Raw genomic sequence first — 26,036 nt, 5'->3', positions numbered from 1 at the left:
TAGACTAGTACTTCACGCGGACGCCGAACTGGATACGGCGATCGTTGCGGATCCAACCCGTGTCCTTGACGACCGGCTTGGCGTTGGGTGTCAGGCCGCTGTCGCCGAACACCTGCTGCTGGAACACCGAGGTGGTGTTGAGCAGGTTCGAGGCTTCCATCGACACCTCGACCTTGTCGTTGACCGACCAGCGGATCGAGCCGTCCAGATAGCCGGCGGCCTTCTGGTAGATCGGCATGCCGATGCAGCAGTCGAGGTTGTTGGTCAGGAACTTGGACCGCCAGTTGTAGGCCAGGCGCATCGCGATCGGGCCTTTCTCGTACAGGCCCACGATGTTGTAGGCGTTGTCCGAGATGCCGGCGAGGCGGTGGCTGTCCATGACCTGGCCGTTGACCTGCAGGCCGCCGCCGAAGGCGACGGTGCCGCCGGCCGCGTAGCCGGGTTGGTTGGCCAGGTTGGAGTTGCTGATCCCCGACTGCTTAGTGTGCGTCCAGTTGGCCTGCACGCCCAGGCCGCTCCACAGGCCCGGCAGGAAGTCGAAGAAGCTCTGGTACGAGACCTCGAAGCCCTTCAGCTCGCCGCCGCCATTGCCGTTACGCGGGCCACGCACCAGCACGTTCTGGGTCGAGCCGTTGTTGGTGAACGAGCGCAGGAACTCGCCATAGGCGATGCTGCCGTTCAGCTTCTTGTAGAACGCCGCCACCGTGAACGAGCTCGAAGGCGTGAAGTAGTTCTCGTAGGTGACGTCGAACTGATCGGCTGTGATCGGCTTGAGCGCCGCATAGCCGGAGTCCGCGTTGAACTGGAAGTTATAGCCCTTGACGTTGGCCGCGGTGTGCGGCGCGTTCGGGTCGTTCCAGATGATGTACGGCGAGTCCGGGCCGGTGTTGATGGCCGGGCTTTGGACGCCGACATAGTTGCGCAGCAGGCCAAAGTCCGGACGCGATAGCGCGCGCGAGGCGGCGAAGCGGACGAACTGCTTGTCGGTCAGGCCGAAGCGGACGTTGAAGCTGGGCAGCCAGTTGTCGTGCTTCTGGCCGTACTCGTTCAGCGACGAGCCGCCGTTCGAGAAGGCCAGCAGCTCGGGCTTCAGCCAGCACGAGATGTTGGTGACGTTGTTGCCCGACAGCGGCGTGCCGCACGGGATCGCGGCGGCGGTCGTGTACCAGGTGTTGACCGGGAAGGCGACGCCGCCCGAGCTCTGGACGTCGGTGCGCACGAAGCGGATGCCGACATTGCCCTGGACGGTCATGCCGCCGATCGTCTTGTCGTCACCACCGAAGCGCAGCATGGCGTAGGCGGCCTGGGTCTTCTCCTGCACCTTCAGCATCTCGGGCGGGATGAAGCAGCCCTCGGTGTTGGTCGTGCGCTCGCACAGCGGGGTCCACTGCATGGGCGAGTTGGTGGTCTTGCCCGACAGCGCCTTGATCAGCCCGTCGTGGTCGGCCAGCGTGTCCTTGCTCAGGAACACCAGGTCGCCGTTCGGGAAGACCTTACCGTTGTAGAAGTCGTCCAGACCGGTCGAGGTCCAGATACCCGCGCCGTAGCCCTTGAAGGTGTCGGTGCGACCGCAGGCGGCCGGGTACGGGGTGGGCGTGGTGTTGTCGATGTTGAAGCCCGGGCCGTTGCAGTTCCACGGCGCGGCCACCGGCGACCAGTTGTAGGTCGAGTAGCGGACGTTCTGTTTCCGGTCGGCGTAACGCACGCCGACCTTCAGCGAGTTCAGCCAGCCGCCCCCGCCGAAGCTGTATTCGGCGTCGGCGCGCAGGGCCAGTTCCTTGGCGTCGTTGTCCTCGTAGTGGTCCTGGATGAACGGGATCCAGTAGTTGTGCGGGTTGGCCAGGCCGCCCGGCGCGTAGTTGACGTTCGAGCCCGGCAGCAGGGTGATCTGCGGCGTGCCGTCCTTGTTCACCGCGTACTTGGCGTCGGCCATCGTGCGGTTGGCGACCAGGATGTCGTAGTTGTTGGTGTCGGCCTTGATGTACTGGCTGTCGAAGCTGGTCTTCAGGTTCTCGCTGACATCCCAGTCGAGATGCATCGAGAAGTCCTTGGTCCCCTCCGAGTGATTGAAGTTGCGGGCCTGGTTCTCGATGTAGAGGCCCTGGCGCTGGGTGGCGCAGGTCGCGCCGGCCCCGCAGTAGTTGACGAACGGCAGGCCCGCGACGGCCGAGCCGCGCGCGATGTTGTCGGCCGTGCTGCCGCCCCAGTCGCCGGTCGGCTGGGTGATGGTGCCCGAGGTCAGCATGCCGTCGGCGCCGAAGGTGAAGGGCGAGGTGCCGGCCGCCGGGGCCAGGAAGGCCGTGGTCTGCGGCGAGAAGGCCGGCGAGGCCCACAGGCCAAAGCCCACCACGTTCACGCTGCGCTCAAGCCAGGCGTTCTTGTAGTAGCTGTCGTTGTACTGGGCCGTGAAACGAACGTTGCCTTCGTTGTTCTCGTACTGGAAGGCCAGCGCGGTGCCGTGGCGCTTACGGTCGTAGACGACCTGCGAATAGTTGACCTGGTCGGGGATGAACACCCAGCTAGAGCCGCCATACGGGTTGGCCGTACAGGCGATGGTGCCGTCCGACTTGACGATGGGCTTGCCCGAAGCGTCCTGGTAGCCGGCCGAGCAGAACGTGCCCAGGCGCTGCATGACCACGCCCTCGGTCTGGGTCAGGACGTGCGAGTTGGCGTAGTTGGCCATCAGGCCGACGCGGCCGATGCTGGTGTCCCAGTTTTTGGTGATGATGCCCGAATATTCGTAGGTGACCTTCTCGGACTTGTCGCCGTAGTTGGCCTTGCCGGTGAGCGAGATCACCTGGTCCTTGCTGTCGAACGGCAGACGGGTGCGCAGGTTGACCGTGCCGGCGATGCCGCCCTCGATCATCTCGGCCGTCTGGTTCTTGTAGCTGTCGACGCCGGCCATCAGCTCGGGCGAGATGTCGTTGAAGTTCAGGCCGCGATTGGCGTCGGCCGAGAAGCTGTCACGGCCGTTGAACTCGGTGCGCACCTGGGTCAGGCCGCGGATCAGCACGCTGGCCGGCTCGGCCGAGAAGTGCGAGCTGTCGTCGCTGGACTGCAGGCGCGAGACGGTGATGCCGGGCACGCGCTGCAGCGCCTCGGCCACGGACTTGTCGGGGAAGGCCCCGATGTCGGTCGCGGTGATCGAGTCGACCACCGTGTCGGAATTCTTCTTGATGTTCTGCGCCGTCTCCAGCGACTTGCGCACGCCCACCACGACGACCTCGTCGACGGTGTCGGCCGGATCGCTCTTGGCGGTCGCTTGCGCGTAGGCCGTGCCGGCCATGCCCATGGCGGCCAGCGCCACCAGCGATACAGTCCCCCGCAGGACAGTCTTCCGGCCTGGGCCGAAATCGAACTTCCTCATCCCTCTGCTCCCTAACGTCTTTGCGCCCGCGCCTGAACCGCGGGTCGTTTGTGTTCGCCTCGCACCGGTCCCACCGATCGGGCCGAGCGTATTGGTCTTGTGATGTCGATGATCCGGGCCGCGCTTCGTGCTCGCCAGCCGGACAGACGCCCTGCGGCGCCGTTCCCTCCTTCGTTTCCCCCGCGAGAGATTTACGCAATTTTTGCGCAATTCTTGGCGATCGCCGTGGACCGCCGCGCTCTCGTGTTGCGTTGTTTTTGCGCCAATTTGCGTCAGTTGCAATAGCGGCGTTACGGAAATTTACGCAAAAAGCCGCGCAAAGTCGTGCAAATCCCTTGCCCAGCAAGGCCTTGAGACCAGCGTTACGCAAAATGGTTGCGCAAATTTTGCGTGAAGCCGATAGTGCCGCTTGATGAAGGGACTCACCGCAATCCTGCGCAACGCCGCGCCAGAGCGCCGAACGCGATCAGCCGCGCTCGGCGTGGTCGCGCACGGTCAGGGCCAGCACGGCGGCGATGGCGAAGGCGCCGCCAGCCAGGGCCAGGGCCAGGATCGCCTGGCCGCCCAGCACGCGGGCGACCAGCGGTCCCAGCAGGGTCGCGGCCACCATCTGGGGGATCACCAGGAACAGGTTATGGATTCCCATATAGACGCCCATCTTGCCCGGCGGCACCGCGCTGGAGAGCATGGCGTAGGGGGCCGACATGATCGACGCCCAGGCCAGGCCGATGCCGACGATCGGGATCCACAACAGCACCGGATCGTCGATCAGCACGAAGCCGGCGAAGCCCGCCGCGCCCAAAGCGAGGCAGATGGCGTGGCTGGCGGGACGTCCCACCCGGCGGGCCAGCAGCGGCAAGGCCAGGGCCGCCAGGGCCGCGACGCCATTGTAGCCGGCGAACAGCACCCCCACCCAGTCGGCCCCCGCATTGTAGGCGGCCGAGGCGGTGTCGACGGTGTCGTAGTGGCGGGCGGTCACGGCCGGCGTGGCGTAGATCCACAGGGCGAACAGGCCAAACCAGGTGAAGAACTGGACCACCGCCAGGCGCTTCAGCACCTCCGGCATGTGGACGATGTCCTCGACCACTTCCAGCAGGCCCACCGAGGTCCGCCCCCGGCCGCGCTGCCAGCTGGTCGCCAGCTGGGCCGCGCCGAAGATCACGCCCATGATCGCCAGCACATAGATCTCGCGCCCCCAATGGCCGAGGAAGGCGCAGAGACCGACGATGGCCGCGCCGGCGATCCACATCAGGCCGCTGTTGCGCATCCAGACCACCGTCTCCGGCGACGGCGTGCGGGCAGGAATGGCCGGCGCGCCCGAGGCCAGGCGCTCGGGCGGGGTCTCGCTGGTGGTGAACACGGTCCACAGCACCGCGGCCATCAGGCCGGCGGCCCCGACATAGAAGGCCGCGTGCACGGACGGCGGCAGGACGCCGGGCGCGGCCTGGCTCGACATGCCGAAACCGTGGGACAGCAGCCACGGCAGGGCCGAAGCAAACACCGCCCCCGCCCCGATGAAGAATACCTGCATGGCGAAGCCGGCGGTGCGCTGCTCATCGGGCAGGCTGTCGGCGACGAAGGCCCGGAACGGCTCCATGGCGACATTGATCGAGGCGGTCAGCAGCCACAGGGCGAGACTCGCGGTGACCACGGTCGGCGCGTTGGGCATCAGCACCAGGGCGATGGCGGTCACGATCGACCCGTACAGCAGATAGGGCCGGCGACGGCCCAGCCGCCCCCAGGTCCGATCGCTCAGATGGCCGATGACCGGCTGCACCAAGAGGCCCGTGATGGGCGCGGCGATCCACAGGATGGCCAGTTCGTTGACGTCCGCGCCCAGGGTCTGGAAGATCCGGCTGGTGTTGACGTTCTGCAGACCCCAGACGATCTGCACGCCGAACAGGCCGCAGCACATGTTCCAGATCTGAAGGAAGCTCAGGCGGGCCTTGGCCGGCGGCGACGCGGCCGAGGCCACGCCCGCAAGGTCTTGCGGCTCTCCTGGCAAAGCTTCCTTATCCCCCGGCCTTACGGCCCTATTTTTGTTAGCTAGGGCTCAATGGCCGACGATAACAGCAACAACATCACGCTTGAAGACCTGGCGGCGATCGCCGGGGTGTCCGTCTCGACGGTGTCGCGAGCGCTGAACGATCACCACTCGATCAGCACCAAGACCAAGCAGAAGATCTGGGCTCTGGCCAAGGAGCGCGGCTACTCGTTCCGCCGCTACATGCCCGCCGCCCCGATCGGGGCCGAGGGGGCGATCGCCATCGTCCTGCCGCGCACCCACGGCCGCCCGCTGCCGCTGTCGCACCCGTTCTTCCTGGAGCTGCTGGCCAATATCGGCGAGGCGGCCCGCGATCGCGGCTGCGACTTCACCGTCAGCCATACCGCGCCCGCCAGCTATGACGACCTCTATCTGGCCGTCACCGCCAGCCGGGCCAACGGCACGATCTTCCTGGGCCAAGGCGACCTGCACGAGGCCTTCAACCAGCTGGCCGCCACCGACGCCCGCTTCGTGGTCTGGGGCGCCCAGCTGCCCGGCCAGAAGTACTGCTCGATCGGCTCGGACAATTTCCTGGGCGGCCGCCGCGCGACCCTCCACCTGGCCCGCCTGGGCCGCAAGAAGATCGTGTTCCTGGGCGAGACCCATCCCGAAGCCACCCAGCGCCGCGAAGGTTATCTGGACGCCCTGCGCGAAAGCGGCCTCGAGCCCGAGCCGTCCCTGGTGCTGCCGGTCGATTTCGAGATGGAGTCGGCCGAGGCCGCCGTCAGTCGCCTGCTGCGCCGGGGTGCGACCTTCGACGCCATCTTCGCCTCGTCCGACCTGATCGCCCTGGGCGCCATCCGCGCCTTACAGAAGGCCGGGCTGCGCGCGCCCGAAGACGTCTCGGTCGTCGGCTATGACGACATGCTGCTGAGCCGCCTCTCGACCCCCGCCCTCAGCACCATCAAGCAGGACACCTCGAAAGCTGGCCGCCTGCTGGTCTCGCGCATCCTGGACCAGGACGGCGACCACGGACCGGAGACCCTGCCGACGGACCTGATCGTGCGGGAGTCGTGCGGGGGTTAGAACCAGCCCGCCGCTTTCAACACGGGCGCATAGGTCCGGCTGACCGGCGCCTCCAGGCCGCCAGCGAGGCGCGCCTCGCCGGCGCCGCGCCGCCAGCGCACGCTCTCGACGGCTTCGGCGGCGATCCACCAGGAGCGGTGGACGCGCCAGCCGTGGACCTTGGCCAGTTCGTCCAGGGCGTCGGCGAAACGCAGGGTGACCAACTCCTCGCCAGCGTCGGTGTGGACCTTGAGGTAGTGGTCGTGGGCCTCGACGGCGATCAGGCGAGCGCTGCGGCGCTTGGCCGACAGACGCTTGCGGAAGGCGGCTTCGGCCTCGGGTAGAGGCGGTTCGACGACGGTGCGGGTCTCGACGCGATGGGGCCTGGGCCGCCAGACCAGGGCGCGCACGGCCATCACCGCCAGGGCGATCGGCCAGACCTGCGGCAGCAGCCTCCAGAACCCGGCCCAGCTGTACCGGTCGTGGAAGATGACCACCGCGTTGGTCATCACCAGCAGCACGCACAGCGGGGTCATCAGCGCTGTCACCAGGGCCACACGCGGCCAGGTGTGAGTCAGACGCCTTGCCAGCAGGTGATCCAGCACGATGCCGATCAGACCGCTGCCGACCATGCAAGCCATCCAATAGACGTAGCCCGGCACGGCCGGCATGTGCACCGTGCCGTAGGGTCCGAGGAAGCCCATCAGCAGGCCGATGGCGACCAGCACCGCCAGGTCGACCGCCCACTGCCGCCTCGCGCTGGTGCTCTCCGCCATCCCCGATCCCATTCGCGCAGCCATGGCGCCGTTCGCGAAGCAAGGCCTAGCGAGCCGAGGCGATCGCCGCAACGACGTTCGGCGAGATCACGCCGAGGACCCGCCTTGACCACCGCCACCCTGACCCCGATCCGCTGGCCCACCCGCGCTTTCTGGCTGCTGGCCGCCCTGCTCTGCCTGGGTATCGCCGCCTATTCCGCGCGGTACCTGTTGCACCCGCCGACGACGCCGAAGCAGGCCCTGGGCAATCCGCTGGGCGTTCCTTGGCTGGTCGTCCACATCGCCGGTGGGGTCACCGCCCTGGTGTTGGGGTCGTTGCAGTTCCTGCCCGTGCTGCGCCAAGCCGGCGCCCATCGCTGGATCGGCCGGACCTATGTGCTGGGCTGCCTGGTCGGCGGCATGGCGGGCCTGATCCTGGCGCCGGGCTCCTCGGCCGGACCGATCGCCTCGGCGGGCTTTGGCAGCCTGGCGATTATCTGGATCACCGTGAACCTCCTAGGCTGGCGGGCAGCGTTGCAGGGGCGCTTCGACGCGCATCGCCGCTGGATGATCCGCTCCTGGGCCCTGACCCTGGCGGCGGTCACCCTGCGGCTCTACCTGCCGGCGGTGCTGGTGCTCGACCTGCCGTTCCTGCCCTGGTACCGCGCGATCTCGTTCCTGTGCTGGGTCCCGAACCTGCTGATCGCCGAGGTCTATCTGCGCAGGCGGTAGAGCCCCGCGCCGTGCGGCGGCAGCGGGACGGCGAAGCGTCCGGCTGCCCTGCCCGTCTCGCTGCGGCTCCACAGATCGCGCACCGCGACCGAGGTCGGCAGGCCCACCGCCTTCAGGTCCACGCCGACCTCGCGCGGCTTGCCGCCGGTGTTGAAGAGCGCCAGGTAGTCGTCGCCGTTCGCCGCCTTGGCGGTCCAGACGCGGACGCCATCCTCGACGAAATGCGGGCGGTTGCCGCTCGAGGCCTGGTTGACCGCGATGACTTCCGGATTGGTCAGCAGGGCCTTGGTCGCGGCGTCCAGATGGCGCAGATCCCCGCCCATGATCAGCGGCGAGCGGGCGATCGACCACAGGCTCATCAGGGTGCGCTGTTCGTCGGTCGTGAACCTGGTGTCGCGCTCGCCCAAGGCCAGGCGGCCCAGCGGCAGCATGTCGGCGTCGGGCCAGCCGCCGTCGCCGATAAAGGGCGACCAGTTTTCCAGCCGGGTGAACTGGACGTCCAGCATCTTCCAGTCGTCCCAGAAGTCGTCGGAGATCCGCCACATCTGGGCGTGCTGCTTGGCGTGGGCGCCACGGATCACCGGGGTCTCGCCCGGCGACATGCTGAGGATCATCGGCCGGACCGAACGACCGATGGCGCGGTGGATCGCCTCGATCTCGGCCGCGTGGGCGTCATAGGGCCGCGAGAGATCGTCGACCTTGACGAAGTCCACGCCCCACGAGGCCAGGAGGGCAAAGACGCTGTCGTAATAGGCCTGGGCGCCGGCCTTGCTCATATCGACCCCGTACATGTCGGGATTCCAGGAGCAGACGCTGCGCTTGTCGACGATGTCCGCGATCGGGGTGGACGTCCCCAGCACCTTCAGCCCGCGCTCGACCGCCAGGCGGGGCGCGCCGCGCATCAGGTGGACGCCGAACCGCAGGCCCAGCGCGTGGACCTTGTCGGCCAGCGGCTTGAAGCCCTGGCCACCGGCGCTGGACGGGAAACGGTTGGGCGCGGGCAGCAGGCGGCCGTGGTCGTCCATCGTCGGGACGGGCGCCTTGGCGTATTCGTAGCTGCTGGCGCCGGGCTCGTACCACTGGATGTCGACCGTCAGGATGTCGTAGCCGGCCGGCAGCAGCTCGCGGGCCATGATCCCGGCGGTCTCAACGGTCTGGGCCTCGTTGATCGTGGTGGCGAAGCTGTTCCAGCTGTTCCAGCCCATCGGCGGAGTCGGAGCCAGCAGTGGGGTCTTCTTCTTCGGCGCGGCGGTCGCGCCGCTCGCCAGCGCCAAGGCGGCCGAGCCGCCGAGGATCCCGCGACGGCTCGGCCCGCTCATCATTCGCCCCGCAGCTTCTTGTTCAGCGCCACGCTCTCGTCCATGCGCGCCAGTTGCTCGGGCGTCGCCGGCGTCTGGTGGTTGGCCTTCCACTCGGACATCGGCATGCCATAGACGGCCTCGCGCCCGGCCTCCTTGGTCAGAGCGCCATCCGACGCCTCACTGACCCAGTCGCCCAGGCAGTTGCGACAGAACCCGGCCAGGCCCATCAGGTCGACATTCTGGGCGTCGGTCCGCATCCGCAGGTGCTCGACCAGGCGGCGGAAGGCCGCCGCGGCGATACGGTCGTCGATGTCGGTCATGCGAGGTCCTACCGGATTCGGAGACGGCGACTGTGAACAGCTGTCGTGTCGCCTTCAACACTTAACGGTCTTTTCAGCCCGCCGTGCGCCTATGCTGGACCGGAGGTCACGGGACTTCATGTCGCAACCAGATTCTGAATTCGATTCCAAAACGACTTCAGACTCGACCTGCGCCTACGGCTATCTGAGCCTGCTCGAAGCCAACCAGGACAGCGCCTGGATCCTGCGCACCGACGGCCACGTCGAACACGCCAACCAGAAGGCCCTGGCCCTGTTCGGAGAACCCTCGGGCGTCGCCGCCGACTGGCGCGCCCTGTGGCCCGAGGAAAGCCGCTTCTCGCTGGACCGCTCGTTCAACCTGGCCGCCGAGGGCACGGTCGCCCGCTTCCGCGCCTTCCTGGGCGGGGTATCCAAGGCGCGGGTCTATTCCGACACCACCATCGCGCCGATGCGCGACGCGCAGGGCAACATCGTCCGCCTGCTGGCCACCGCCCGCGACGTGACCGAAGAGGTGGAAACCCAAGGCTTCCTGCGCACCGTCCTGCAGCTGCTACCGCTGCCCCTGACCGTCAAGAACGTCGAGGACCAGCGCTACGTCCTGATCAACCGCGCCGCCGAGGACGTCCTGGACCTGGTCGCCGACGAGGCCATCGGCAAGACCGTCGACGAGGTCCTGCCCGCCGCCCGCGCCGAACGCACCCACACGATCGAAGCCGCCGTCCTGCGCAATGGCGAGATGCAGGTGCTGGAGGAAGCCATCGAGATCGGCGGCGAGACCCGCCACCTGCTGATCAAGACCCTGGCGACCTACGACGACGTCGGCGCGCGCCACATGATCACCCTGGGCGAGGACATCACCGCCCGGCGCGCCGCGGCCGTCGCCCTGCGCGCCGCGCTGGACGAAGCCGAACAGGCCAGCCAGGCCAAGAGCGCCTTCCTGGCCAATATGAGCCACGAGATTCGCACCCCGTTGAACGGCATCATCGCCGGCGCGGACCTGCTGTCGAAGGTTTCCACCGATCCGCGCGCCCGCGAGCTGGTCGACATCATCTCGGCCTCGGGCCGCAGTCTTGAACGCTTGCTGTCGGACGTGCTGGACCTGGTCCGCATCGAGGCCGGCCAGATGCTGGTCGAGACCGCGCCGTTCGAGCTGGGCGACATGGCACGCTCAGTCGCCGCGCTGTGCGCCCTGCGCGCCGACGAAAAGGGCGTGCGCATGAGCGTGGCGGTCGAGGTCGGCGTCGACCGGGCCGTCACCGGCGACAGCGCCCGCCTGCGCCAGGTGCTGACCAACCTGCTCAGCAACGCCGTCAAGTTCACCGACCGCGGCGAGGTCTCGCTGGCCGTGACCCTGGACGACGACGGCCGCACCCGCTTCACGGTCACCGACACCGGCATCGGTTTCGACGAGGCCACCAAGGCCCGGATCTGCGAGCGCTTCCAGCAGGCTGACGTCTCGTTCACCCGTCGCTTCGGCGGCACCGGCCTGGGCCTGGCCATCTCGCGCGAGCTGATCGAGCTGATGGGCGGCGCGCTGGATTGCGACAGCACGCCCGACGTCGGTTCGTCGTTCTGGTTCTCCCTGCCGCTAACGCCCTGCGCCGACAGTGCGCCTCAGGTCGACGAGGTCGCCGCGGCCCCCTCCGGCGCGCCGCGTGTGCTGGTCGCCGACGACCATCCGACCAACCGCAAGGTCGTCGAGCTGATGCTGGCCGACGTCGCCGACATCGTCTCGGTCGAGAACGGCCAGGAAGCGGTCGAGATGTACGGCCTGTCCCCGCCCGACCTCGTGCTGATGGACATGCAGATGCCGGTCATGGACGGCCTGGAGGCGGTCCGACAGATCCGCGCGCTGGAAGCCTCGCGAGGCTCGCCGCGCGCGCCGATCATCATGCTGACGGCCAATGCACGGCCTGAACACGTCCAGGCCAGCCGCGAGGCCGGGGCCGACGTCCATCTGCAGAAACCGATCACCAGCGCCGCCCTGTTCGCCGCCATCGGCGAGGCGATGGACGTCCGCGCCGACAATGATCAGGACACCGCGATCAGCGCCTGAAACACCTGAAACGCCTAAATTTTTCGCTGATCTTTACCCCGCCTTCGCACATCCCGCGCGATAGTGGAGATCACGAAAAACAATCGGCGAATTCATGGGCTTGTCAGCAGAAGCGACGGTCTCCCAGACCACGGCGGCGTCCGGCGAAGGCGCGCGGATCAGCCAGCGCCTGGAGTCCGCCCGTCAGGTGGTCGAAAGCCGCTTCCTGGAGGCCGGCGACGTCCTGTCGCGCGCGGTCGACGGCGTCAGCGCCCTGATCGCGGGCCTGGACAGCATGCGCGGCAATCTGGACGCCGACACGGTGTCCAGCACCACCGCCGACCTGGCCCGCGCCGCCGAGTCCCTGAAGTCCCTGCCCGACAGCCTGGGCGCCCGCCGCGAGCGGGTCAGCGAGCTGGTCAAGTTCGGCGACCGCCTGGGCGCCTGCATCGAGGAGATGCGCCAGCACCTGGCCTATCTCCGGGTCTTCGCCATCAACATCAAGATCACCTCGGGCGGCATCGCCGCCGCCGGGCCGGAGTTCGCGATCTTCGCCCAGGAGATCTACGACTGCATCGACCTGGGCCGCACTCAGCTGGACGCCTTCGCCGGCGAGCTGGCCGGTCTGGACCACACCCTGCGCGGGGCCCTGACCCACGAGCACGACCTGGCCCGCGACTGCGTGGCCCTGCTGCCGGCCGTGCCCGACGCCCTGACCGCCAGCGCCGGCGCCATCGCCGACCACCACGCCAAGATCGCCGAGGTCGCCCAGAGCGTGGCCAGCCTGGCGCGTGACGTCCAGAAGAAGGTCGGCTCGGGTCTTGCGGCCCTGCAGATCGGAGACATCACCCGCCAGCGGATCGAACACGTTCAGGCGGGCCTGAAGTATCTGGACGACAGCGCCGAAATCGCCGCCCTGGACGCCGAGCCTCGCGCTCGCGCCCACGCCTTCGTCCACCGCCTGCTGGGCGCCCAGTTGGTGGCGACGGCCGAGGACTTCCACCGCGACGTCTCGCGCATCGGCCAGAACGTCATCGGCATGGCCGCCGACGCGACCGAACTGCTGCGCCTGCGCGACCTGGCCTCGGGCCAGACCGACGGCAAGGACACCAACTTCCTGCGCAACCTGGAAGGCAATGTCGGCCAGGCCCTGGAACTGGTCGGCGACATGACCGCCGGCGAGCAGGCCGCCGAGGACGTCAGCCGCTCGGCCGCCGTCTCGGCCCGCGACCTGTCGGAACGGATCGCTGGCATCCAGAACATCCGCGCCGACGTGCAGATGATGGCGCTGAACACCACGCTGAAGTGCAGCCGCATCGGCGAGACCGGCAAGCCGCTGGGCGTCATCGCCATCGAGCTGCGCCAGCACGCCATCCACCTGGAAAAATCCGCCGCCCACACGACCAGCGCGCTGGAAGGCCTGTTCAACGCCGCCGAGGCCCTGGGCCAGCGCGAAGCCGCGCAGGGCAGCGAAGACGGCAAGGCCGCCGCGGCCGCCAACGTGCTGAGCGACGCGGTCACCCGCATCGGCAAGGCCGGCGACGGCGTCGAAACCGCCCTCACCGCCGTGGCCCGCCAAGGCGCCGAGGTCGTCGACATGCTGCGCCGCGCCAGCCAGCGCTTCGACTTCCACAAGCAGATCGGCTCGGTGCTGGACGCCGCCGCCAACCAGCTGCTGGACATGGCCGGCGACGACCACATCGAGACCGGCGACATCGCCCCAGCCCTGCGTCCGCTGAGCGACAAGCTGGCCAAGCAGTACACCATGGCCCAGGAACGCGAGGTTCACCGCGCGCTGACCGAGGGGTTGGGTGAGGCTGCGGTCGAGGTTGAGACGGCGGACGTCGTCGAGGATGACGACCTGCTATTCTGAGGGCCCGTCCTCGTCCTTCGACAAGCTCAGGATGAGGACTACCTTTGACGCGCTAGCAGTAGAAACCTCATCCTGAGCTTGTCGAAGGACGAGGTTTCGGCCCCTACCGGTCCGCCGCCCGCAGCATCTCGGTCGCCAGGTTCTGCAGCGGCACCACCCGATCCACGCACCCCAGAGCGATCGCTTCCTTCGGCATGCCGAACACCACCGACGTAGCCTCGTCCTGCGCCAGGGTGAACGCCCCCGCCGCCTTCATCTCGGACATGCCCTTCGCGCCGTCGTCGCCCATGCCGGTCATGATCACGCCGACTGCGTTGGAGCCGGCCGAGCGGGTGGCCGAGCGGAACAGCACGTCGACCGAAGGCCGGTGGCGCGAGACCAGCGGGCCGTCCTTGACCGTGACGTAGTAGCGGGCGCCGCTGCGCTCCAGCAGGGTGTGCTTGTTGCCCGGCGCGATCAGCACCCGGCCGCGACGGACGGTGTCGCCGTCCTCGGCTTCCTTCACTTCAACCGCGCACAGGCTGTCCAGGCGCTTGGCGAACGAGGCGGTGAACTTCTCGGGCATGTGCTGGACGATGACCACGCCCGGCGAGTCCGGCGGCAGGCCTTCCAGCAACACACGCAGGGCTTCGGTGCCGCCCGTCGAGGCGCCGATGCAGATGATCGACTCCGTCGTGCGCGCCATGGCCCGGGTCGCCACAGGCGGCGGCAGCATCGCGTCGGCGGTCAGCTTCTTCTGCGGCTCGTGGTCCGGACGCGGAATCTGCGGGATCACCCGCTTAGAGCCGGCGATCTTGGCGCCGGCCGCGGCCTTCACCGCGTCGCAGATGCGGATCTTGGATTCCAGCAGGTGGTCGGCGACGCCCATCTTGGGCTTCAGGATGATGTCGACCGCGCCGGCTTCCAGGGCCTGCAGCAGGGTCTCGGACCCCGCCTCGGTCAGGGACGAGCACATCACCACCGGGATCGGCCGCTGGGCCATCAGCTTGCGCAGGAAGGTGATGCCGTCCATGCGCGGCATCTCGACGTCCAGGGTGATGACGTCGGGGATCTCTTCGGCGATCCGGCGCGCGGCCACGAAGGGATCGGACGCCACGCCCAGCACCTCGATCTGCGGATCCTCCGACAGGATCGAGGCCAGGGTCTGCCGCACGGTGGCGGAATCGTCGATGATCAGAACTCGGATCTTCCGGGCCACGACCATGCAGGCTCCTACCGCTTCTGGAACACGGTGTTGGCGATCTGGACGACCGGCAGGTCGATGCCAACGATCGATTCAGAGTGGCCCAGGAACAGATACCCGCCAGGAGCCAGATGGTTGCACAGGCGCTTGAGCACCTTGGCCTGGGTGGGCTTGTCGAAATAGATCAGGATGTTGCGGCAGAAGATGATGTCGAGGTCGTTCTCGATCGGATAGGCGTCGTCCATCAGGTTCAGACGGGCGAACGACAGCTTGCTGCGCAGGTCTGGCTTGATCCGCACCTCATGCGAGCCCGCGTCGCGCGAGCGCATCACATAGCGCTGGCGGCGGGCCATGGACACCGGCTCGATCATCGCCTCGGCGAAGCGGCCGGCGATGGCCTGGTCCAGCACCTCGGTGCAGATGTCGGTGCACAGGATCGAATAGTCGACGCCGCGCTGCTTCTCGCAGAACTCGTCCATGACCATGGCGATCGTGTAGGGCTCGGCGCCGGTCGAGCAGGCCGAGCTCCAGATCTTGATCTCGCGCTTGCCCTTGGCGGCCAGGGCGGGCAGGCCCTTGGCGATCATGAAATCAAAGTGAGCCGGCTCGCGGAAGAACTCGGTCTTGTTGGTCGTCACCGCGTCGATCAGGTGGATCGTCTCGGACGCCAGGCCATCCTCGTCGAACAGGAAGCGGCAGTACTCGTTGACGTCGCCGATCCGGGTGGCGCGCATGCGGCGGCGCAGGCGGCCTTCCAGCATGGTGCGCTTGTTGGCCGGCATCTTGATGCCGCTGTAGTCCTGGATGAACGTCGCCAGCCGCTGGAAATTGCGGGCGCTGAGTTGTTCGATTTCGTTCGCCTGAAGCGCGACGGCGGCTTGTCTCGACACGGGGTTCTCCGTTCGCGGCGTCTACGCGCCGTAAAATACGGACGGTCCTTTCTGGACCGCCGAAGGGGTCGTCAGGCCGCCTGGCTGAGGGCGGCGGCGTCCTGGCTGGTCAGCAGGCGGGCCAGGTCGAAGATCACGACGAAACCGCCATTCTCCCGCCGCACGACGCCCCGGATGTATTCCGAGCGCCACGGCACGCCGATGTCCGGCGCGGCCTCGATCTGGGCTTCCGAGAAGGCCACGACCTCGATGACGCGGTCGGCGATCAGGCCCAGCGACAGCTCGCGGTCCTCCAGCGGCACGTCCAGCACCAGGATGCGGGTCGCGCCGTCCGGCGGGATGGCCGGCAGGCCCAGCTTCATGCGCAGGTCGATCGTCGGGGTGCCCCGGCCGCGCACGTCGGTCAGGCCCATCAGGTAGTTGGGCCCTTCCGGGATGGCGAACGGCGCCTGGTAGTCGAGGATCTCGCGCACGTGGCTGACGGGAACCGCGAAGACCTCGGCGCCGAGGCCCAGCGTGACGAACTGGAGATCAGCGGCGCTGGCCATCAGGCGTACTCGCGGAAGTCGGCGTCGTCGGCGTCCGGGCCGCCATTGGTCAGGTCCAGGGCGAAACCGTTGGCGCGGGCCTGCTGGGCGGCGACCGTGTTGCGGGTCGGGGCGGCGGTCGTCTTGCGGGCGACCGGAGCGGCCGGACGCTTGGCGGCGGGACGAGCCGCCGGGCGACGCGGAGCCGAGTGGCCGTTGGCGCTGGTGCGGAAGTAGGCGATCGAGGTCTGCAGCTCTTCGGCCTGGGCGGCCAGCTCTTCCGAGGTCGCCGACATCTGCTCCGAAGCCGAAGCGTTCTGTTGGGTGACCTTGTCCAGCTGCTGGATAGCTTCGTTGATCTGGCTGGCGCCAATGTCCTGCTCGCGGCAGGCGGCGCTGATTTCCGAGACCAGTTCGGCGGTCTTGCGGATGTTGGGCACCAGGGTGGTCAGCATCTCGCCGGCCGACTGGGCGGCCTTGACGGTGTCGGACGACACCGCGCTGATCTCGGCGGCGGCGGTCTGCGAGCGTTCAGCCAGCTTGCGCACTTCCGAGGCGACGACGGCGAAGCCGCGGCCGTGCTCACCGGCGCGGGCAGCCTCGACGGCGGCGTTCAGGGCCAGCAGGTCGGTCTGGCGGGCGATCTCCTGCACGATGCCGATCTTCTCGGCGATCGTCTGCATGGCGTCGACGGCCTTGTTTACGGCCTGGCCCGAGGCCTCGGCGTCCTGGGCCGACTGACGAGCGATCTTCTCGGTCTGGGCGGCGTTGTCGGCGTTCTGCTTGATGTTGGCGGCCATCTCTTCCATCGAGGCCGAGGCCTCTTCGGCCGACGAGGCCTGCTCGGTGGCGCCCTGGCTCACCTGTTCCGAGGCGGCCGAGAGTTCCTGGCTGCCGGCCGAGACGTTTTCCGAGGCCGAGATGGCGTCCGAGACCACGCCGCGCAGGCGTTCGATCATGACGTTCACATGGCCCAGCAGGTCGGCGATCTCGTCCTTGGTGGTGATGTCGATGGTCTTGGTCAGGTCGCCCTCGGCCACGGCGCGGACGGCGTCCGAAGCGCGGTTCAGGCCTTTGCTGACCATGGTCGAGATGTAGACGGCGGCGGCGGCGGCGATCAGCAGCGAGACGGCGGCCAGGACGATCAGGCTGGTGCGGACCTTTTCGAAGTCGGCGTCGGCCTTGTCGGTGGCGGCGTTCAGCTGGGCTTGCGACAGCTCGACCAGTTCCTGCACCTGGGCGGCGGCCTCGGTGACCGACTTGCGGCCTTCGCCCATCGACACGGCGGTGGCGGCCACGTCGTTGTTGGTCAGGGCCAGGCCGTAGACCGTGTCATGCGCGGCGATCAGGCGCTCGAAGGCGCTGCCCAGCGACTGCCACTTGGGCTTGCCCTCGGCGGTCGCCAGGCCCTCGGCCTTGGCCAGCAGGGCTTCGAACGACTTCTTCTCCTTGTCGACCGACGTTTCCAGGGTCTTCACCTCCTCGGCGGTGTCGACCAGGACCATGTTCTTCTCGAACCGGACGATGTTCAGCAGATGGATGTTCAGCTCCTGCGCGGCCTGAAGGCGCACGGCCGGGCCGTCGACCATCGCGTTCATGTCGCGGTTGGTCGAGGACAGGCTGTTCACCCCGAACAGGGTGGCCGTCAGAAGCAGGGCGATCACCAGGCCGAAGGCCAGGCCGAGCTGTAATTTGATCGTGAAACGCATGGTCTGGATCCTTCGGCGTGAGCGGGTCGAGGGTCAGTAAACTTGGGGGCTAGTATTCAGTGAATTCGCGGTCGTCGGCGTCCGGACCGCCCTGGCTCAGGTCCAGGGCGAAACCCTGGGCGCGAGCCTGCTGGGCGGCGACGGCGCGCGGCGCCTTGCGTGACGGGACCTTCGAGACAGCGGCCGGTTTGACGGCGCGAGCCGGCAGGCGGACTACCGGAGCCGCTGCCGCCTTGCGGCTGGCCGAGCCGCCGTTCGACAGGCGGAAGTAGGCGATCGAGGTCTGCAGCTCTTCGGCCTGAGCGGCCAGTTCTTCCGAGGTCGCCGACATCTGCTCCGAGGCCGAAGCGTTCTGTTGGGTGACCTTGTCCAGCTGCTGGATGGCTTCGTTGATCTGCGAGGCGCCGATGTCCTGCTCGCGGCAGGCGGCGCTGATTTCGCTGACCAGTTCGGCGGTCTTGCGGATGTTCGGCACCAGGGTCGTCAGCATCTCGCCGGCCGACTGGGCGGCTTTGACGGTGTTCGAAGACACGGCGCTGATCTCGGTGGCGGCGGTCTGCGAACGCTCGGCCAGCTTGCGCACTTCCGAGGCGACGACGGCGAAGCCGCGGCCGTGCTCGCCGGCCCGAGCAGCCTCGACGGCGGCGTTGAGGGCCAGCAGGTCGGTCTGGCGAGCGATCTCCTGCACGATCGCGATCTTCTCGGCGATCGTCTGCATGGCGTCGACGGCGCGGTTGACGGCGTCACCCGAGGCTTCGGCGTCCTGAGCCGACTGACGAGCGATCTTCTCGGTCTGGGCGGCGTTGTCGGCGTTCTGCTTGATGTTGGCAGCCATCTCTTCCATCGAGGCCGAAGCCTCTTCGGCCGACGAGGCCTGCTCGGTGGCGCCCTGGCTGACCTGTTCCGAGGCCGACGACAGCTCCTGGCTGCCGGCCGAGACGTTCTCCGAGGCGGAGATGGCGTCCGAGACCACGCCACGCAGGCGCTCGACCATGCGTTCGAGCGCGATGCCCAGGGTGTCCTTGTCCGACAGCGGCTTGGTTTCGACGGTCAGGTCGCCGTCGGCCACCTTGTCGGCCACGGCGGCCGTGGCGCGCAGGTTCTCGGTCATGCGATTGACCGTCTCGACCAGGTCCTTGATCTCGTCGTTAGTCGTGACGTTGACGCGCTGGTCCAGGTCACCCAGGGCGACGGCGTCGGCCAGGCTGGCGATCTTGCCCAGGCCCTTGCCGATCGTGATCGAGATCCAGGCGGCGGCAGCGATGGCCATCAGCAGCGAACCGACCAGCACGGCGATCAGGATGTTGCGCGACGCGGCGAAGGTCTTGTTGCCGTCTTCGTCGGCGTCATGCAGTTGCTGGGTGTTGTAGGCGACCAGGTCGTCGACCTTCTGGGTGACGGCGTTGGTCAGCGGGCGCTGCACGGTCGACATCATGGTGACGGCTTCGGCGCGGCGGCCCGTCATCATGGCGTCGCGCTGCTTCAGATCGACGGCGGCGTAGGCTTCCCAGTCCTGCTCGAGCGCGTTCCACTTGGCCTTGGCCTCGTCCGACGACGCCTTGGCCAGGCCTTCGGTAATCAGACCCTCGACGACCTTGCGCTGCTTGTCGGCCTTGCCGTTCTGGCTGTGCAGTTCCTCGTTGTCGGTCGCCAGCGCCATGTTCTTCTGGGCGCGGGTGATCTGCAGCAGGGCGATATTGGCGGCCTGGGCGCGCTGAAGTTGCGCCATCGGACCGGCGATCATCTCGGTCTGGGCCGTGTTGATCTTGTTCAGCGAGCTGATGCCCAGCAGCGTCGCGGCCGTCATCAGGACGATGAGGAGGCCGAAGGCCAGGCCGAGCTTGAGTTTGATCGTGAAGCGCATCTTTGGGTTCCGGCTCAGGCTTGCGGCGCGTGGATGGGGGTGACGGTGGCGGTCGATTGGCCGCGCGCCGCGAAGATCTGGTCGAGGTCGGGAATGACGATCACGTCGCCGTCCCGGCGGGCCAGCAGGCGAATGAAGTCCGCGCGCCACCGCAGGCCGACGCGGGGCGCCTCCTCGGTGATGTCGCGATGGATGGTGGTGACCTCGTGCACCTTGTCGGCGCGCAGGCCGATCAGGGTGGGCTCGCCGTCCAGGGCGTGCTCGATGACGACGATGCGGCTGTCGATCGTCGGCTCACGGGCGTCCATGTCGAAGGCCACGCGCAGGTCGATCAGCGGGATGACCCGGCCACGGAAGTTGATCACGGCGTTGACGAAGGCCGGGGCGCCGGGCACGCCGGTCTCGGGCAGCAGGTCCAGCACTTCGCGCACCAGACCGGCCTCGAGTGCGAAGGTCTCGCCGTAGAGGTCGAAGGTCAGGGCTTCGATCGGGCCTTGGGAAAGTTCGGTGTTCATGTCCTGCCCTTCCTCAACCGGCGGCGCGCAGCTGCGCGTCCTGGCGTTGGCCGGCCGCCACCAGGCTGCCGATGTCGAGGATCAGCGCCACGCCCCCGTCGCCCAGGATCGTCGCGCCCGAGAAGGCGCCGACATCGGCGTGGAAGGGCGACAGCGGCTTGATGACGGTCTGGTGGTCACCCAGGATCTGGTCGACGACCAGGCCCACGCGTTCTTGGCCCGTGGAGACCACGACGATCTTCTGGTGCGGATCCGGGGCCAGGCCCGTATTGAACATCTGCCGTAGGCGGATGAACGGCACCAGCTGGTCGCGCAGGGTGATCAGGCTGCGGCCCGCCGAGCGGACGTCCTGCTCGACCGACAGCTCCACACACTCCTCGACCGAGGACAGCGGGATGACGTAGCGGCTGGTCCCGACCCGCACGAGCAGGCCGTCGATGATCGCCAGGGTCAGCGGGATGCGCAGCGACACCACCGAGCCGTGGCCCGGTGTGCTGGTGATCTCGATCGCGCCGCGCAGGCCCTCGATGGTCTTCTTGACGACGTCCATGCCGACGCCGCGGCCCGACAGGTTGGTGATCGCCGCCGCGGTCGAGAAACCGGGGGCGAAGATCAGCTGCAGCAGTTCGTTGTCGCTCAGCACCTGACCCGGCTGGATCAGGCCGTTTTCCTCGGCCTTGGCGCGGACGCGGGCGCGGTCGACGCCGCGGCCGTCGTCGGTGATGGTGATCACCACCTCGGCGCCCGACTGACGGGCGGCCAGCACGATGTGGCCGGCGGCCGGCTTGCCGGCGGCGATGCGCTGCTCGGGGGTCTCCAGGCCGTGGTCGGCCGAGTTGCGGATCAGGTGGATCAGCGGATCGGCCAGGCGCTCGATGACCGTCTTGTCCAGCTCGGTGGCTTCGCCCTCGGTGGAGAGCTCAATAGTCTTGCCGGTGTCGCGGGCCAGGTCGTGGATCAGGCGGCGGAAGCGGCCGAACAGCTGGGCGATCGGCACCATGCGGACGACCATCATGGTGTCGCGCATTTCCGAGGCCAGGCGCTCGATTTCCTCGGCGACGGCGCGCAGGGCGATGTCGCTGCTGCTGGCGGCCAGCTGCTTCAGGCGCGACTGGGCGATCACGAGCTCGCCGACGCGGTCCATCATCTCGTCCAGGCGCTCGGCCGGGACGCGGACGGTGTCGCCGCCGGCCTTGGCGGCGCGGCCTTCGTTGGCGGCTTCCGGTGCGGCGGCTTGCGTGGCTTGAGCGACAGGCGCGGCCTCGACGACCACCTCGGCGACGGCTTCAGCCGGCGCGGCGGTCATGTCCTGGATCTCCAGGGTCATGTCGTCGATCACGAAGATGAAGACGTCCTCGATCGCATCACGGCCGTGCTTGGTGACCAGGGTCACGTCCCAGGCCAGGTGGCACTCGGTCGGGACCAGGGCGTCGAAATCGGGAATGGCGTCGGTGACGGCGACGACCGTGCACTCGCCCAGCTCGCGCAGCTCGTCCAGCAGCGGCAGGGGGCGGGTGCCGTTGACCAGGGCGTCGGCCGGCAGGCTGAACTTCACGCGCCAGGTGTTGAGACCCGGGACGACGGGCGCGGCGGCAGGAGCCGCCTCGGCGCCGCCGGCGCTAGCGACCACGCGATGCAACTCGGCCAGCAGGGCGTCGCCCTCGGCCTGCTCGGCGGGACGGCCCTCGGCCAGGGCGCGCATGTGATCCTGACAGGCCAGGACGGCGCCGACCAGCTCGGACGTGGCGGCGACCTCGCCCTTGCGGACGCGGTCGAAGGCGGTTTCGCAATGGTGGGTGAAGGCGGCCAGGGCGTCGAAGCCGAACATGGCGCCCGAGCCCTTCAGGGTGTGGAGCCCGCGGAACACCGCGTCGACCAGGTCACGGTCGCCAGGGCGATGCGCCAGGTCCAGCAGGCCCTGCTCGATGTCCTCGAACAGCTCCTGGGCTTCCTGGCGGAAAATCTCGACGGGATCCTGGCCGCTCACTTGGCGAGGACCTTCTTCACGACCCGAACCAGCTGCTCAGGGTCGAAGGGTTTGGTCAGCCAGCCGGTCGCGCCGGCCGCCTTGGCTTGAGCCTTGATCTCGGCGTCGCTCTCGGTGGTCAGGAACAGGATCGGCACGCCGGCCCCGGCCGGGCGCTGGCGCAGCTCGCGGATCATGGCCAGGCCGTCCATGACCGGCATGTTCAGATCGGTGACGATCAGGTCGAAGCCGCCGGCGCTGCCCTTGTCCAGGCCGTCCTGGCCGTTGACGGCCTCGGTCACGGCGTAGCCTTCGCCGCTCAGGGCGATCTTGATCGCCTGGCGGATGGAGGCGGAGTCGTCGACGGTGAGGATGGCGGTCATTGAGCTGCCCCTTGAAGCCAGAACTGGGCGCGGTCCGAGGTGTCGTTGTCGAGAAACCCACCGCGCCGGAGGACTTCCAGTAGAGCGCCGGCGGCCGGCTTGTTGAGCGACAGGCCGACGCCGCTTTTGCTTGCCTTGCGGCGAGCAGATTCCAAGAGTTGGACGAATGTCAGATCAGTTTCAGTGAGGTCTTCAACGTCGACGACGACGGAGTCCTGCTCGCGCAGCAAAGCGCCGAGCTGCTCGTGAGCCTCACCGATATTCGAGATCGTCACCTCACCGGCGAACGAAATCGTTCTCTCTCCGACCTCAGACAATACAGTCGCCCCCACAGCAAATATATATCGACGTTATGCGGAATATTCGCTTGTGGAAACTTTGTGGGCCTTAGCCTTAAGGTAAGGTAAACCGGACAACCTGAGGCGGAGCGGCAATTTGCCGCCAGGGCCGGCAAAAGGCCAAGTTTGCGCCCCTCAAGGGCTGCCACGGCCAGGGATCACCCTTCACGGTTGCGCTTTCGCGCGCACCTCTGCGGCTGAATGACGCAGTAATGGTAAACGCCGTCAGGAACTCGAAATGAGTCGCGCGAACGCGCCAAAACCCAGCGCCGAGAGACGCTGCCGTGGTCGATTAAAGGCTTGGGAGAAATGGCGCGCCCGGAACGATTCGAACGTCCGACCCTCAGATTCGTAGCGGCGGCGGTTGGACATTCCGAGAACATCCTATCCTTAGATTTTCTACGCCGGGCTTCGCCTAACTCTTTGGCATGACTTGATAAAATCGTAGGCCCGGCCACCCTGTCAATGTTTCAGGCGCTGTCGTTGGGGTGTGCAAACACCGTCCCAACCACCGACACAACGTTCCGGGTGTGTTCATTGGCCAGTTCACGGAATGATCCAATTCGACTGGCGCTGACGGATCGCTCCGTAAGCGCCTTGCCGTTTTCTGATGGCGGGCGCTACGTCGCGCGGGACGAGACGCTTGGGGGGTTTTTCCTGATCGTCGGATCACGGCGCAAGACCTACTACGCCCAGGGCGATCTCTGGCAGGGCGCTAAACGCCGGAGCGTCAAGGTCCGCATCGGCGACGCCGAGGAGATCAGCGCGCGTGAAGCCCGAGCCGAAGCCAAGGCCAGGTTGGCGGCCATCGCCAAGGGTGAGCCGCCGGAAGGCTCCATAGCCGCGCCAAAAGCCGATCTTGGTCCAACCCTGCGCGAGGCCTGGGCGCGGTACCGCGAGTCCCACATGCAGCGGCGCGGGCGCAGTGGATGGACGATCGCCAGCTACCAGGATCACGTCGAACGCTTGCTCCGCGACTGGCTGGACTATCCCCTGCTGACCTTGGGCGAGAACCCCAGGATGGTCGCCGACCGGCACGACAAGATGAGCAGCCAGCACGGCCCCTACGCCGCCAATGGCGCCATGCGCACCCTGCGCGCCATCTACAACCACGCCCGCAAGACCTGCCGCGCTCTGCCCGCCGACAACCCCACCTTCGGGGTCGACTGGAACGTCGAGCGCCGCAAGGACACTGCCATGGGGACGAGCGATCTTCCGCGCTGGTTCACAGAAGCTGGACGCCTGCGCCATCCGATCCGGCGAGAGTTCCACCTCTTCCTCCTGCTCTCGGGAAGCCGGCCGGGCGCCCTGCTGGTGGCCAAGGTCGAGCACATCAATTTCGCCAAGCGGCTGCTGCGGATACCCAACCCGAAGGGTGGTCCTTCGAGGGCTTTCGATATCCCACTCTCGCGCCCCATGATCCGCTGCCTCATCCGGGCCATGCGGGTCAGCCGCCTGCTTCATCCCAAGCAAGCGCGGACCTGGATATTCGCGGCCAACAGCGGCGTGGGCCATCTGGCCGAGCACGACGAGCCGCGCTCGAAGCTCTTCAAGTGGGGCAACGATCTTCGCCAGAGCTACCGCACGCTCGGTCAAGCCTGCGGCCTCTCCGAGATCGACATGCACCTGATGATGAACCACTCGATCCCTGGCGTGAACGCCGGCTACATCACCCGCGCCAAGCTTCTGGGCGACCACCTCCTGACCGGTCAGGAGAAGCTGTCGCGGTTCATCATCGACATGGGGCGTGTGCGTCGGCGCGGCGAGCCGCCGCCTGAGCGGGCCTGGCCGCTGCTGCCCAGTCGAAGGATCGGTGATCCGGTGCTTGATCCCACACCGCCCGACCCACGCATTGGCAAGGGTTATGGCGGTCGTCCCAAGGGTGGTGGCGGAGGACCTCGGCCGCCGGCGCCGCCCTCGCCCATCGCTCTCATTGAGGACGACTGGGATCTTGATCTTCGTCGGCGGCTGACAGCGGCGGGCCTGGGATGAAGCTCCACTGGCTGCGCCCAACCCCAACGTGTAGACTCCGCTTTAGTATTGTTCTCGTGGTTCAGAGTGACGGATGACCAAGCCCGAACATCACCGCGCTGAGCGGGCTGAGGAGGCACTTGCCACGCAGCGGGCTGCGGGCGAGACAGCAGGCATGGGCAACTCCATCGACCATCTGCCGGCCGGAAAGCAGCGCGAGCTGGCGTTTGTGGTCGACATCCTGAAGACGGGGTTCGCTGAGGAAGTTGCCAAGCGCTCCGGCGTCTTAGGTCAGGGCAAGATCCTCAAGATCATCCTGTTCGGATCATATGCTCGAGGCGACTGGGTCGAGGACCCAGTGGGACGGTACTTCTCGGACTACGATCTCTTGGTCGTGGTCGATCAGGAGAAGCTGGCCGATACCCTGGAGTTCTGGGAGGGCGCGGAGAAGCGCCTGCTGGACGAGTTGTCGGCTGGTCAGCGGCTGCGTACGCCGGTGAACTTCATCGTCCATGACCTCGAGGACGTGAACGAGCAGCTGCGGCTGGGTAGGTACTTCTTCACCGACATCGTGCGGGATGGGGTGGTGCTGTTCGAGGAGACTGGTGTTCATCTAGTAGAGCCGACGCCGCTGTCGGCCGAGCAGGCGCTCGCTGAGAGCCGCGAGTACTATGATGAGTGGTTTGGCAGCGCTGGGAACTTCAAGAGTCTAGCTGGAGATGCCTTGGGCAAGGGAATGCCGAAGGAAGGCGCGTTCCTCCTACATCAAGCTGTGGAGCGCCTCTACTACTGCTTGCTCCTCGTCGTCACGCTCTACGCGCCCAAGTCCCACAACCTCGTGCGCCTGCGAGGTCTCGCCGAACCGCTAGACCCTCGATTGGCCGAGGTCTGGCCGACCGACACCAAGTTCCATAAGCGTTGCTTTGAGCTGCTCCGCGCAGCCTATGTGAAGGCCCGTTACTCGCCACACTACAAAATCACCGTCGAAGAGTTGGCCTGGATCCAGGGACGCGTCGAGCTACTCCAGGCCGTGGTCAATGAACTCTGCGAGTCTCGGCTGAAGCAATTGCGTGACGTGGCTTCGACCTGATCACACCGACCGCCAGCTGGGCGCTGCCTTCTCGTGAGAGCCAAGACCTGAAAGGTCAGTGCTCGCCCTGAAACGCTTGGAGAGCCTCTGCCGGGCGGGCTGCTGAGGGTCAAGGGCGGCTTCGCCGTCGCTGCGCGATGCGCGCCACAGACGCGCACCCTTGACGCT

General features: G+C 67.4%; 20 protein-coding genes. 6 read left to right on the top strand and 14 right to left on the bottom strand.

What is annotated here, in order from left to right:
• Positions 1 to 4: 4 nt before the first annotated feature.
• On the bottom strand, positions 5 to 3,367 hold the full coding sequence (locus AC07NF_RS09335) for a TonB-dependent receptor (RefSeq protein WP_494632043.1): 3,363 nt from the start codon (positions 3,365 to 3,367) through the stop codon (positions 5 to 7).
• Between the two features lie 466 nt (positions 3,368 to 3,833).
• On the bottom strand, positions 3,834 to 5,282 hold the full coding sequence (locus AC07NF_RS09330) for an MFS transporter (RefSeq protein WP_494632151.1): 1,449 nt from the start codon (positions 5,280 to 5,282) through the stop codon (positions 3,834 to 3,836).
• 141 nt (positions 5,283 to 5,423) lie between these two features.
• Between AC07NF_RS09330 and AC07NF_RS09325 the strand changes: the two genes are divergently transcribed.
• Positions 5,424 to 6,437 (top strand): LacI family DNA-binding transcriptional regulator, encoded by a 1,014-nt coding sequence (locus AC07NF_RS09325; RefSeq protein WP_492814064.1) that lies wholly within the window; start codon positions 5,424 to 5,426, stop codon positions 6,435 to 6,437.
• Here the strand turns inward: AC07NF_RS09325 and AC07NF_RS09320 are convergent.
• Positions 6,434 to 7,192 (bottom strand): LytTR family DNA-binding domain-containing protein, encoded by a 759-nt coding sequence (locus AC07NF_RS09320; protein WP_494632046.1) that lies wholly within the window; start codon positions 7,190 to 7,192, stop codon positions 6,434 to 6,436. The two genes, AC07NF_RS09325 and AC07NF_RS09320, sit on opposite strands and share 4 nt — an antisense overlap.
• Before the next feature lie 105 nt (positions 7,193 to 7,297).
• On the opposite strand from AC07NF_RS09320, the gene AC07NF_RS09315 reads away from it, so the two are divergent.
• Entirely contained in the window at positions 7,298 to 7,903 is a 606-nt protein-coding gene (locus tag AC07NF_RS09315) for a DUF2306 domain-containing protein (protein ID WP_494632048.1), read from the top strand.
• On the opposite strand, the gene AC07NF_RS09310 is transcribed toward AC07NF_RS09315, so the two are convergent.
• Both AC07NF_RS09310 and AC07NF_RS09305 read right to left on the bottom strand, forming a co-directional pair.
• On the bottom strand, positions 7,885 to 9,225 hold the full coding sequence (locus AC07NF_RS09310; RefSeq protein ID WP_494632049.1) for a glycoside hydrolase family 27 protein: 1,341 nt from the start codon (positions 9,223 to 9,225) through the stop codon (positions 7,885 to 7,887). The genes AC07NF_RS09315 and AC07NF_RS09310 overlap by 19 nt on opposite strands.
• Positions 9,222 to 9,524 (bottom strand): DUF1244 domain-containing protein, encoded by a 303-nt coding sequence (locus AC07NF_RS09305; protein ID WP_454713927.1) that lies wholly within the window; start codon positions 9,522 to 9,524, stop codon positions 9,222 to 9,224. The genes AC07NF_RS09310 and AC07NF_RS09305 overlap by 4 nt, the downstream gene beginning before the upstream one ends.
• Before the next feature lie 118 nt (positions 9,525 to 9,642).
• Between AC07NF_RS09305 and AC07NF_RS09300 the strand changes: the two genes are divergently transcribed.
• Both AC07NF_RS09300 and AC07NF_RS09295 read left to right on the top strand, forming a co-directional pair.
• The gene (locus tag AC07NF_RS09300; RefSeq protein WP_494632053.1) at positions 9,643 to 11,580 is read left to right on the top strand and encodes an ATP-binding protein; all 1,938 of its coding nucleotides are present in this window, start codon (positions 9,643 to 9,645) and stop codon (positions 11,578 to 11,580) included.
• Positions 11,581 to 11,674: 94 nt separating this feature from the next.
• Positions 11,675 to 13,432, top strand: a complete 1,758-nt coding sequence (locus AC07NF_RS09295) for a hypothetical protein (RefSeq protein WP_492814053.1) — start codon at positions 11,675 to 11,677, stop codon at positions 13,430 to 13,432.
• Between the two features lie 103 nt (positions 13,433 to 13,535).
• Here the strand turns inward: AC07NF_RS09295 and AC07NF_RS09290 are convergent, their stop codons facing one another.
• The 9 genes from AC07NF_RS09290 to AC07NF_RS09250 form a co-directional block, all read right to left on the bottom strand.
• Positions 13,536 to 14,636 (bottom strand): protein-glutamate methylesterase/protein-glutamine glutaminase, encoded by a 1,101-nt coding sequence (locus AC07NF_RS09290; RefSeq protein WP_494632058.1) that lies wholly within the window; start codon positions 14,634 to 14,636, stop codon positions 13,536 to 13,538.
• Positions 14,637 to 14,644: 8 nt separating this feature from the next.
• Positions 14,645 to 15,505, bottom strand: a complete 861-nt coding sequence (locus AC07NF_RS09285; protein ID WP_494632060.1) for a CheR family methyltransferase — start codon at positions 15,503 to 15,505, stop codon at positions 14,645 to 14,647.
• Positions 15,506 to 15,576: 71 nt separating this feature from the next.
• Positions 15,577 to 16,053, bottom strand: coding sequence for a chemotaxis protein CheW (locus tag AC07NF_RS09280; RefSeq protein WP_492814047.1), 477 nt, complete (start codon positions 16,051 to 16,053; stop codon positions 15,577 to 15,579).
• Positions 16,053 to 17,741 carry a methyl-accepting chemotaxis protein gene (locus AC07NF_RS09275; protein ID WP_494632063.1) on the bottom strand — a complete coding sequence of 563 codons (1,689 nt, stop codon included), beginning with the start codon at positions 17,739 to 17,741 and terminating at the stop codon, positions 16,053 to 16,055. The genes AC07NF_RS09280 and AC07NF_RS09275 overlap by 1 nt, the downstream gene beginning before the upstream one ends.
• A 49-nt stretch (positions 17,742 to 17,790) precedes the next feature.
• A complete protein-coding gene (locus AC07NF_RS09270) occupies positions 17,791 to 19,605 on the bottom strand; it encodes a methyl-accepting chemotaxis protein (RefSeq protein ID WP_494632067.1) in 1,815 nt (604 codons plus the stop codon).
• A gap of 14 nt (positions 19,606 to 19,619) precedes the next feature.
• On the bottom strand, positions 19,620 to 20,120 hold the full coding sequence (locus AC07NF_RS09265; protein WP_492814041.1) for a chemotaxis protein CheW: 501 nt from the start codon (positions 20,118 to 20,120) through the stop codon (positions 19,620 to 19,622).
• A gap of 13 nt (positions 20,121 to 20,133) precedes the next feature.
• Positions 20,134 to 22,107 carry a chemotaxis protein CheA gene (locus tag AC07NF_RS09260; protein ID WP_494632071.1) on the bottom strand — a complete coding sequence of 658 codons (1,974 nt, stop codon included), beginning with the start codon at positions 22,105 to 22,107 and terminating at the stop codon, positions 20,134 to 20,136.
• Positions 22,104 to 22,469 (bottom strand): response regulator, encoded by a 366-nt coding sequence (locus AC07NF_RS09255; RefSeq protein ID WP_291876031.1) that lies wholly within the window; start codon positions 22,467 to 22,469, stop codon positions 22,104 to 22,106. The genes AC07NF_RS09260 and AC07NF_RS09255 overlap by 4 nt, the downstream gene beginning before the upstream one ends.
• Positions 22,466 to 22,786 (bottom strand): STAS domain-containing protein, encoded by a 321-nt coding sequence (locus tag AC07NF_RS09250; RefSeq protein WP_494632073.1) that lies wholly within the window; start codon positions 22,784 to 22,786, stop codon positions 22,466 to 22,468. Before AC07NF_RS09250 ends, AC07NF_RS09255 begins: the two co-directional genes overlap by 4 nt.
• A gap of 486 nt (positions 22,787 to 23,272) precedes the next feature.
• Between AC07NF_RS09250 and AC07NF_RS09245 the strand changes: the two genes are divergently transcribed.
• The gene (locus tag AC07NF_RS09245) at positions 23,273 to 24,799 is read left to right on the top strand and encodes an integrase arm-type DNA-binding domain-containing protein (protein WP_494632076.1); all 1,527 of its coding nucleotides are present in this window, start codon (positions 23,273 to 23,275) and stop codon (positions 24,797 to 24,799) included.
• Positions 24,800 to 24,872: 73 nt separating this feature from the next.
• The gene (locus AC07NF_RS09240; protein ID WP_494632079.1) at positions 24,873 to 25,868 is read left to right on the top strand and encodes a nucleotidyltransferase domain-containing protein; all 996 of its coding nucleotides are present in this window, start codon (positions 24,873 to 24,875) and stop codon (positions 25,866 to 25,868) included.
• Positions 25,869 to 26,036 lie beyond the last annotated feature (168 nt).

It is taken from the genome of Caulobacter sp. GW821-FHT10A06 (assembly GCF_059415805.1).
The sequence above is the reverse complement of the archived record's forward strand: the minus strand, read 5'-3'. Positions and strand labels throughout refer to the sequence as shown.

What these genes read in the sequence shown, in the direction of transcription:
- AC07NF_RS09325 (WP_492814064.1), top strand. Translation starts at nt 5,424, where the DNA reads ATGGCCGACGATAACAGCAACAACATCACGCTTGAAGACCTGGCGGCG.
- AC07NF_RS09290 (WP_494632058.1), bottom strand. Translation starts at nt 14,636, where the DNA reads ATGGTCGTGGCCCGGAAGATCCGAGTTCTGATCATCGACGATTCCGCC.
- AC07NF_RS09275 (WP_494632063.1), bottom strand. Translation starts at nt 17,741, where the DNA reads ATGCGTTTCACGATCAAATTACAGCTCGGCCTGGCCTTCGGCCTGGTG.
- AC07NF_RS09335 (WP_494632043.1), bottom strand. Translation starts at nt 3,367, where the DNA reads ATGAGGAAGTTCGATTTCGGCCCAGGCCGGAAGACTGTCCTGCGGGGG.
- AC07NF_RS09280 (WP_492814047.1), bottom strand. Translation starts at nt 16,053, where the DNA reads ATGGCCAGCGCCGCTGATCTCCAGTTCGTCACGCTGGGCCTCGGCGCC.
- AC07NF_RS09295 (WP_492814053.1), top strand. Translation starts at nt 11,675, where the DNA reads ATGGGCTTGTCAGCAGAAGCGACGGTCTCCCAGACCACGGCGGCGTCC.
- AC07NF_RS09270 (WP_494632067.1), bottom strand. Translation starts at nt 19,605, where the DNA reads ATGCGCTTCACGATCAAACTCAAGCTCGGCCTGGCCTTCGGCCTCCTC.
- AC07NF_RS09330 (WP_494632151.1), bottom strand. Translation starts at nt 5,282, where the DNA reads ATGTGCTGCGGCCTGTTCGGCGTGCAGATCGTCTGGGGTCTGCAGAAC.
- AC07NF_RS09255 (WP_291876031.1), bottom strand. Translation starts at nt 22,469, where the DNA reads ATGACCGCCATCCTCACCGTCGACGACTCCGCCTCCATCCGCCAGGCG.
- AC07NF_RS09305 (WP_454713927.1), bottom strand. Translation starts at nt 9,524, where the DNA reads ATGACCGACATCGACGACCGTATCGCCGCGGCGGCCTTCCGCCGCCTG.
- AC07NF_RS09240 (WP_494632079.1), top strand. Translation starts at nt 24,873, where the DNA reads ATGACCAAGCCCGAACATCACCGCGCTGAGCGGGCTGAGGAGGCACTT.
- AC07NF_RS09265 (WP_492814041.1), bottom strand. Translation starts at nt 20,120, where the DNA reads ATGAACACCGAACTTTCCCAAGGCCCGATCGAAGCCCTGACCTTCGAC.
- AC07NF_RS09310 (WP_494632049.1), bottom strand. Translation starts at nt 9,225, where the DNA reads ATGATGAGCGGGCCGAGCCGTCGCGGGATCCTCGGCGGCTCGGCCGCC.
- AC07NF_RS09300 (WP_494632053.1), top strand. Translation starts at nt 9,643, where the DNA reads ATGTCGCAACCAGATTCTGAATTCGATTCCAAAACGACTTCAGACTCG.
- AC07NF_RS09245 (WP_494632076.1), top strand. Translation starts at nt 23,273, where the DNA reads ATGTTTCAGGCGCTGTCGTTGGGGTGTGCAAACACCGTCCCAACCACC.
- AC07NF_RS09320 (WP_494632046.1), bottom strand. Translation starts at nt 7,192, where the DNA reads ATGGCGGAGAGCACCAGCGCGAGGCGGCAGTGGGCGGTCGACCTGGCG.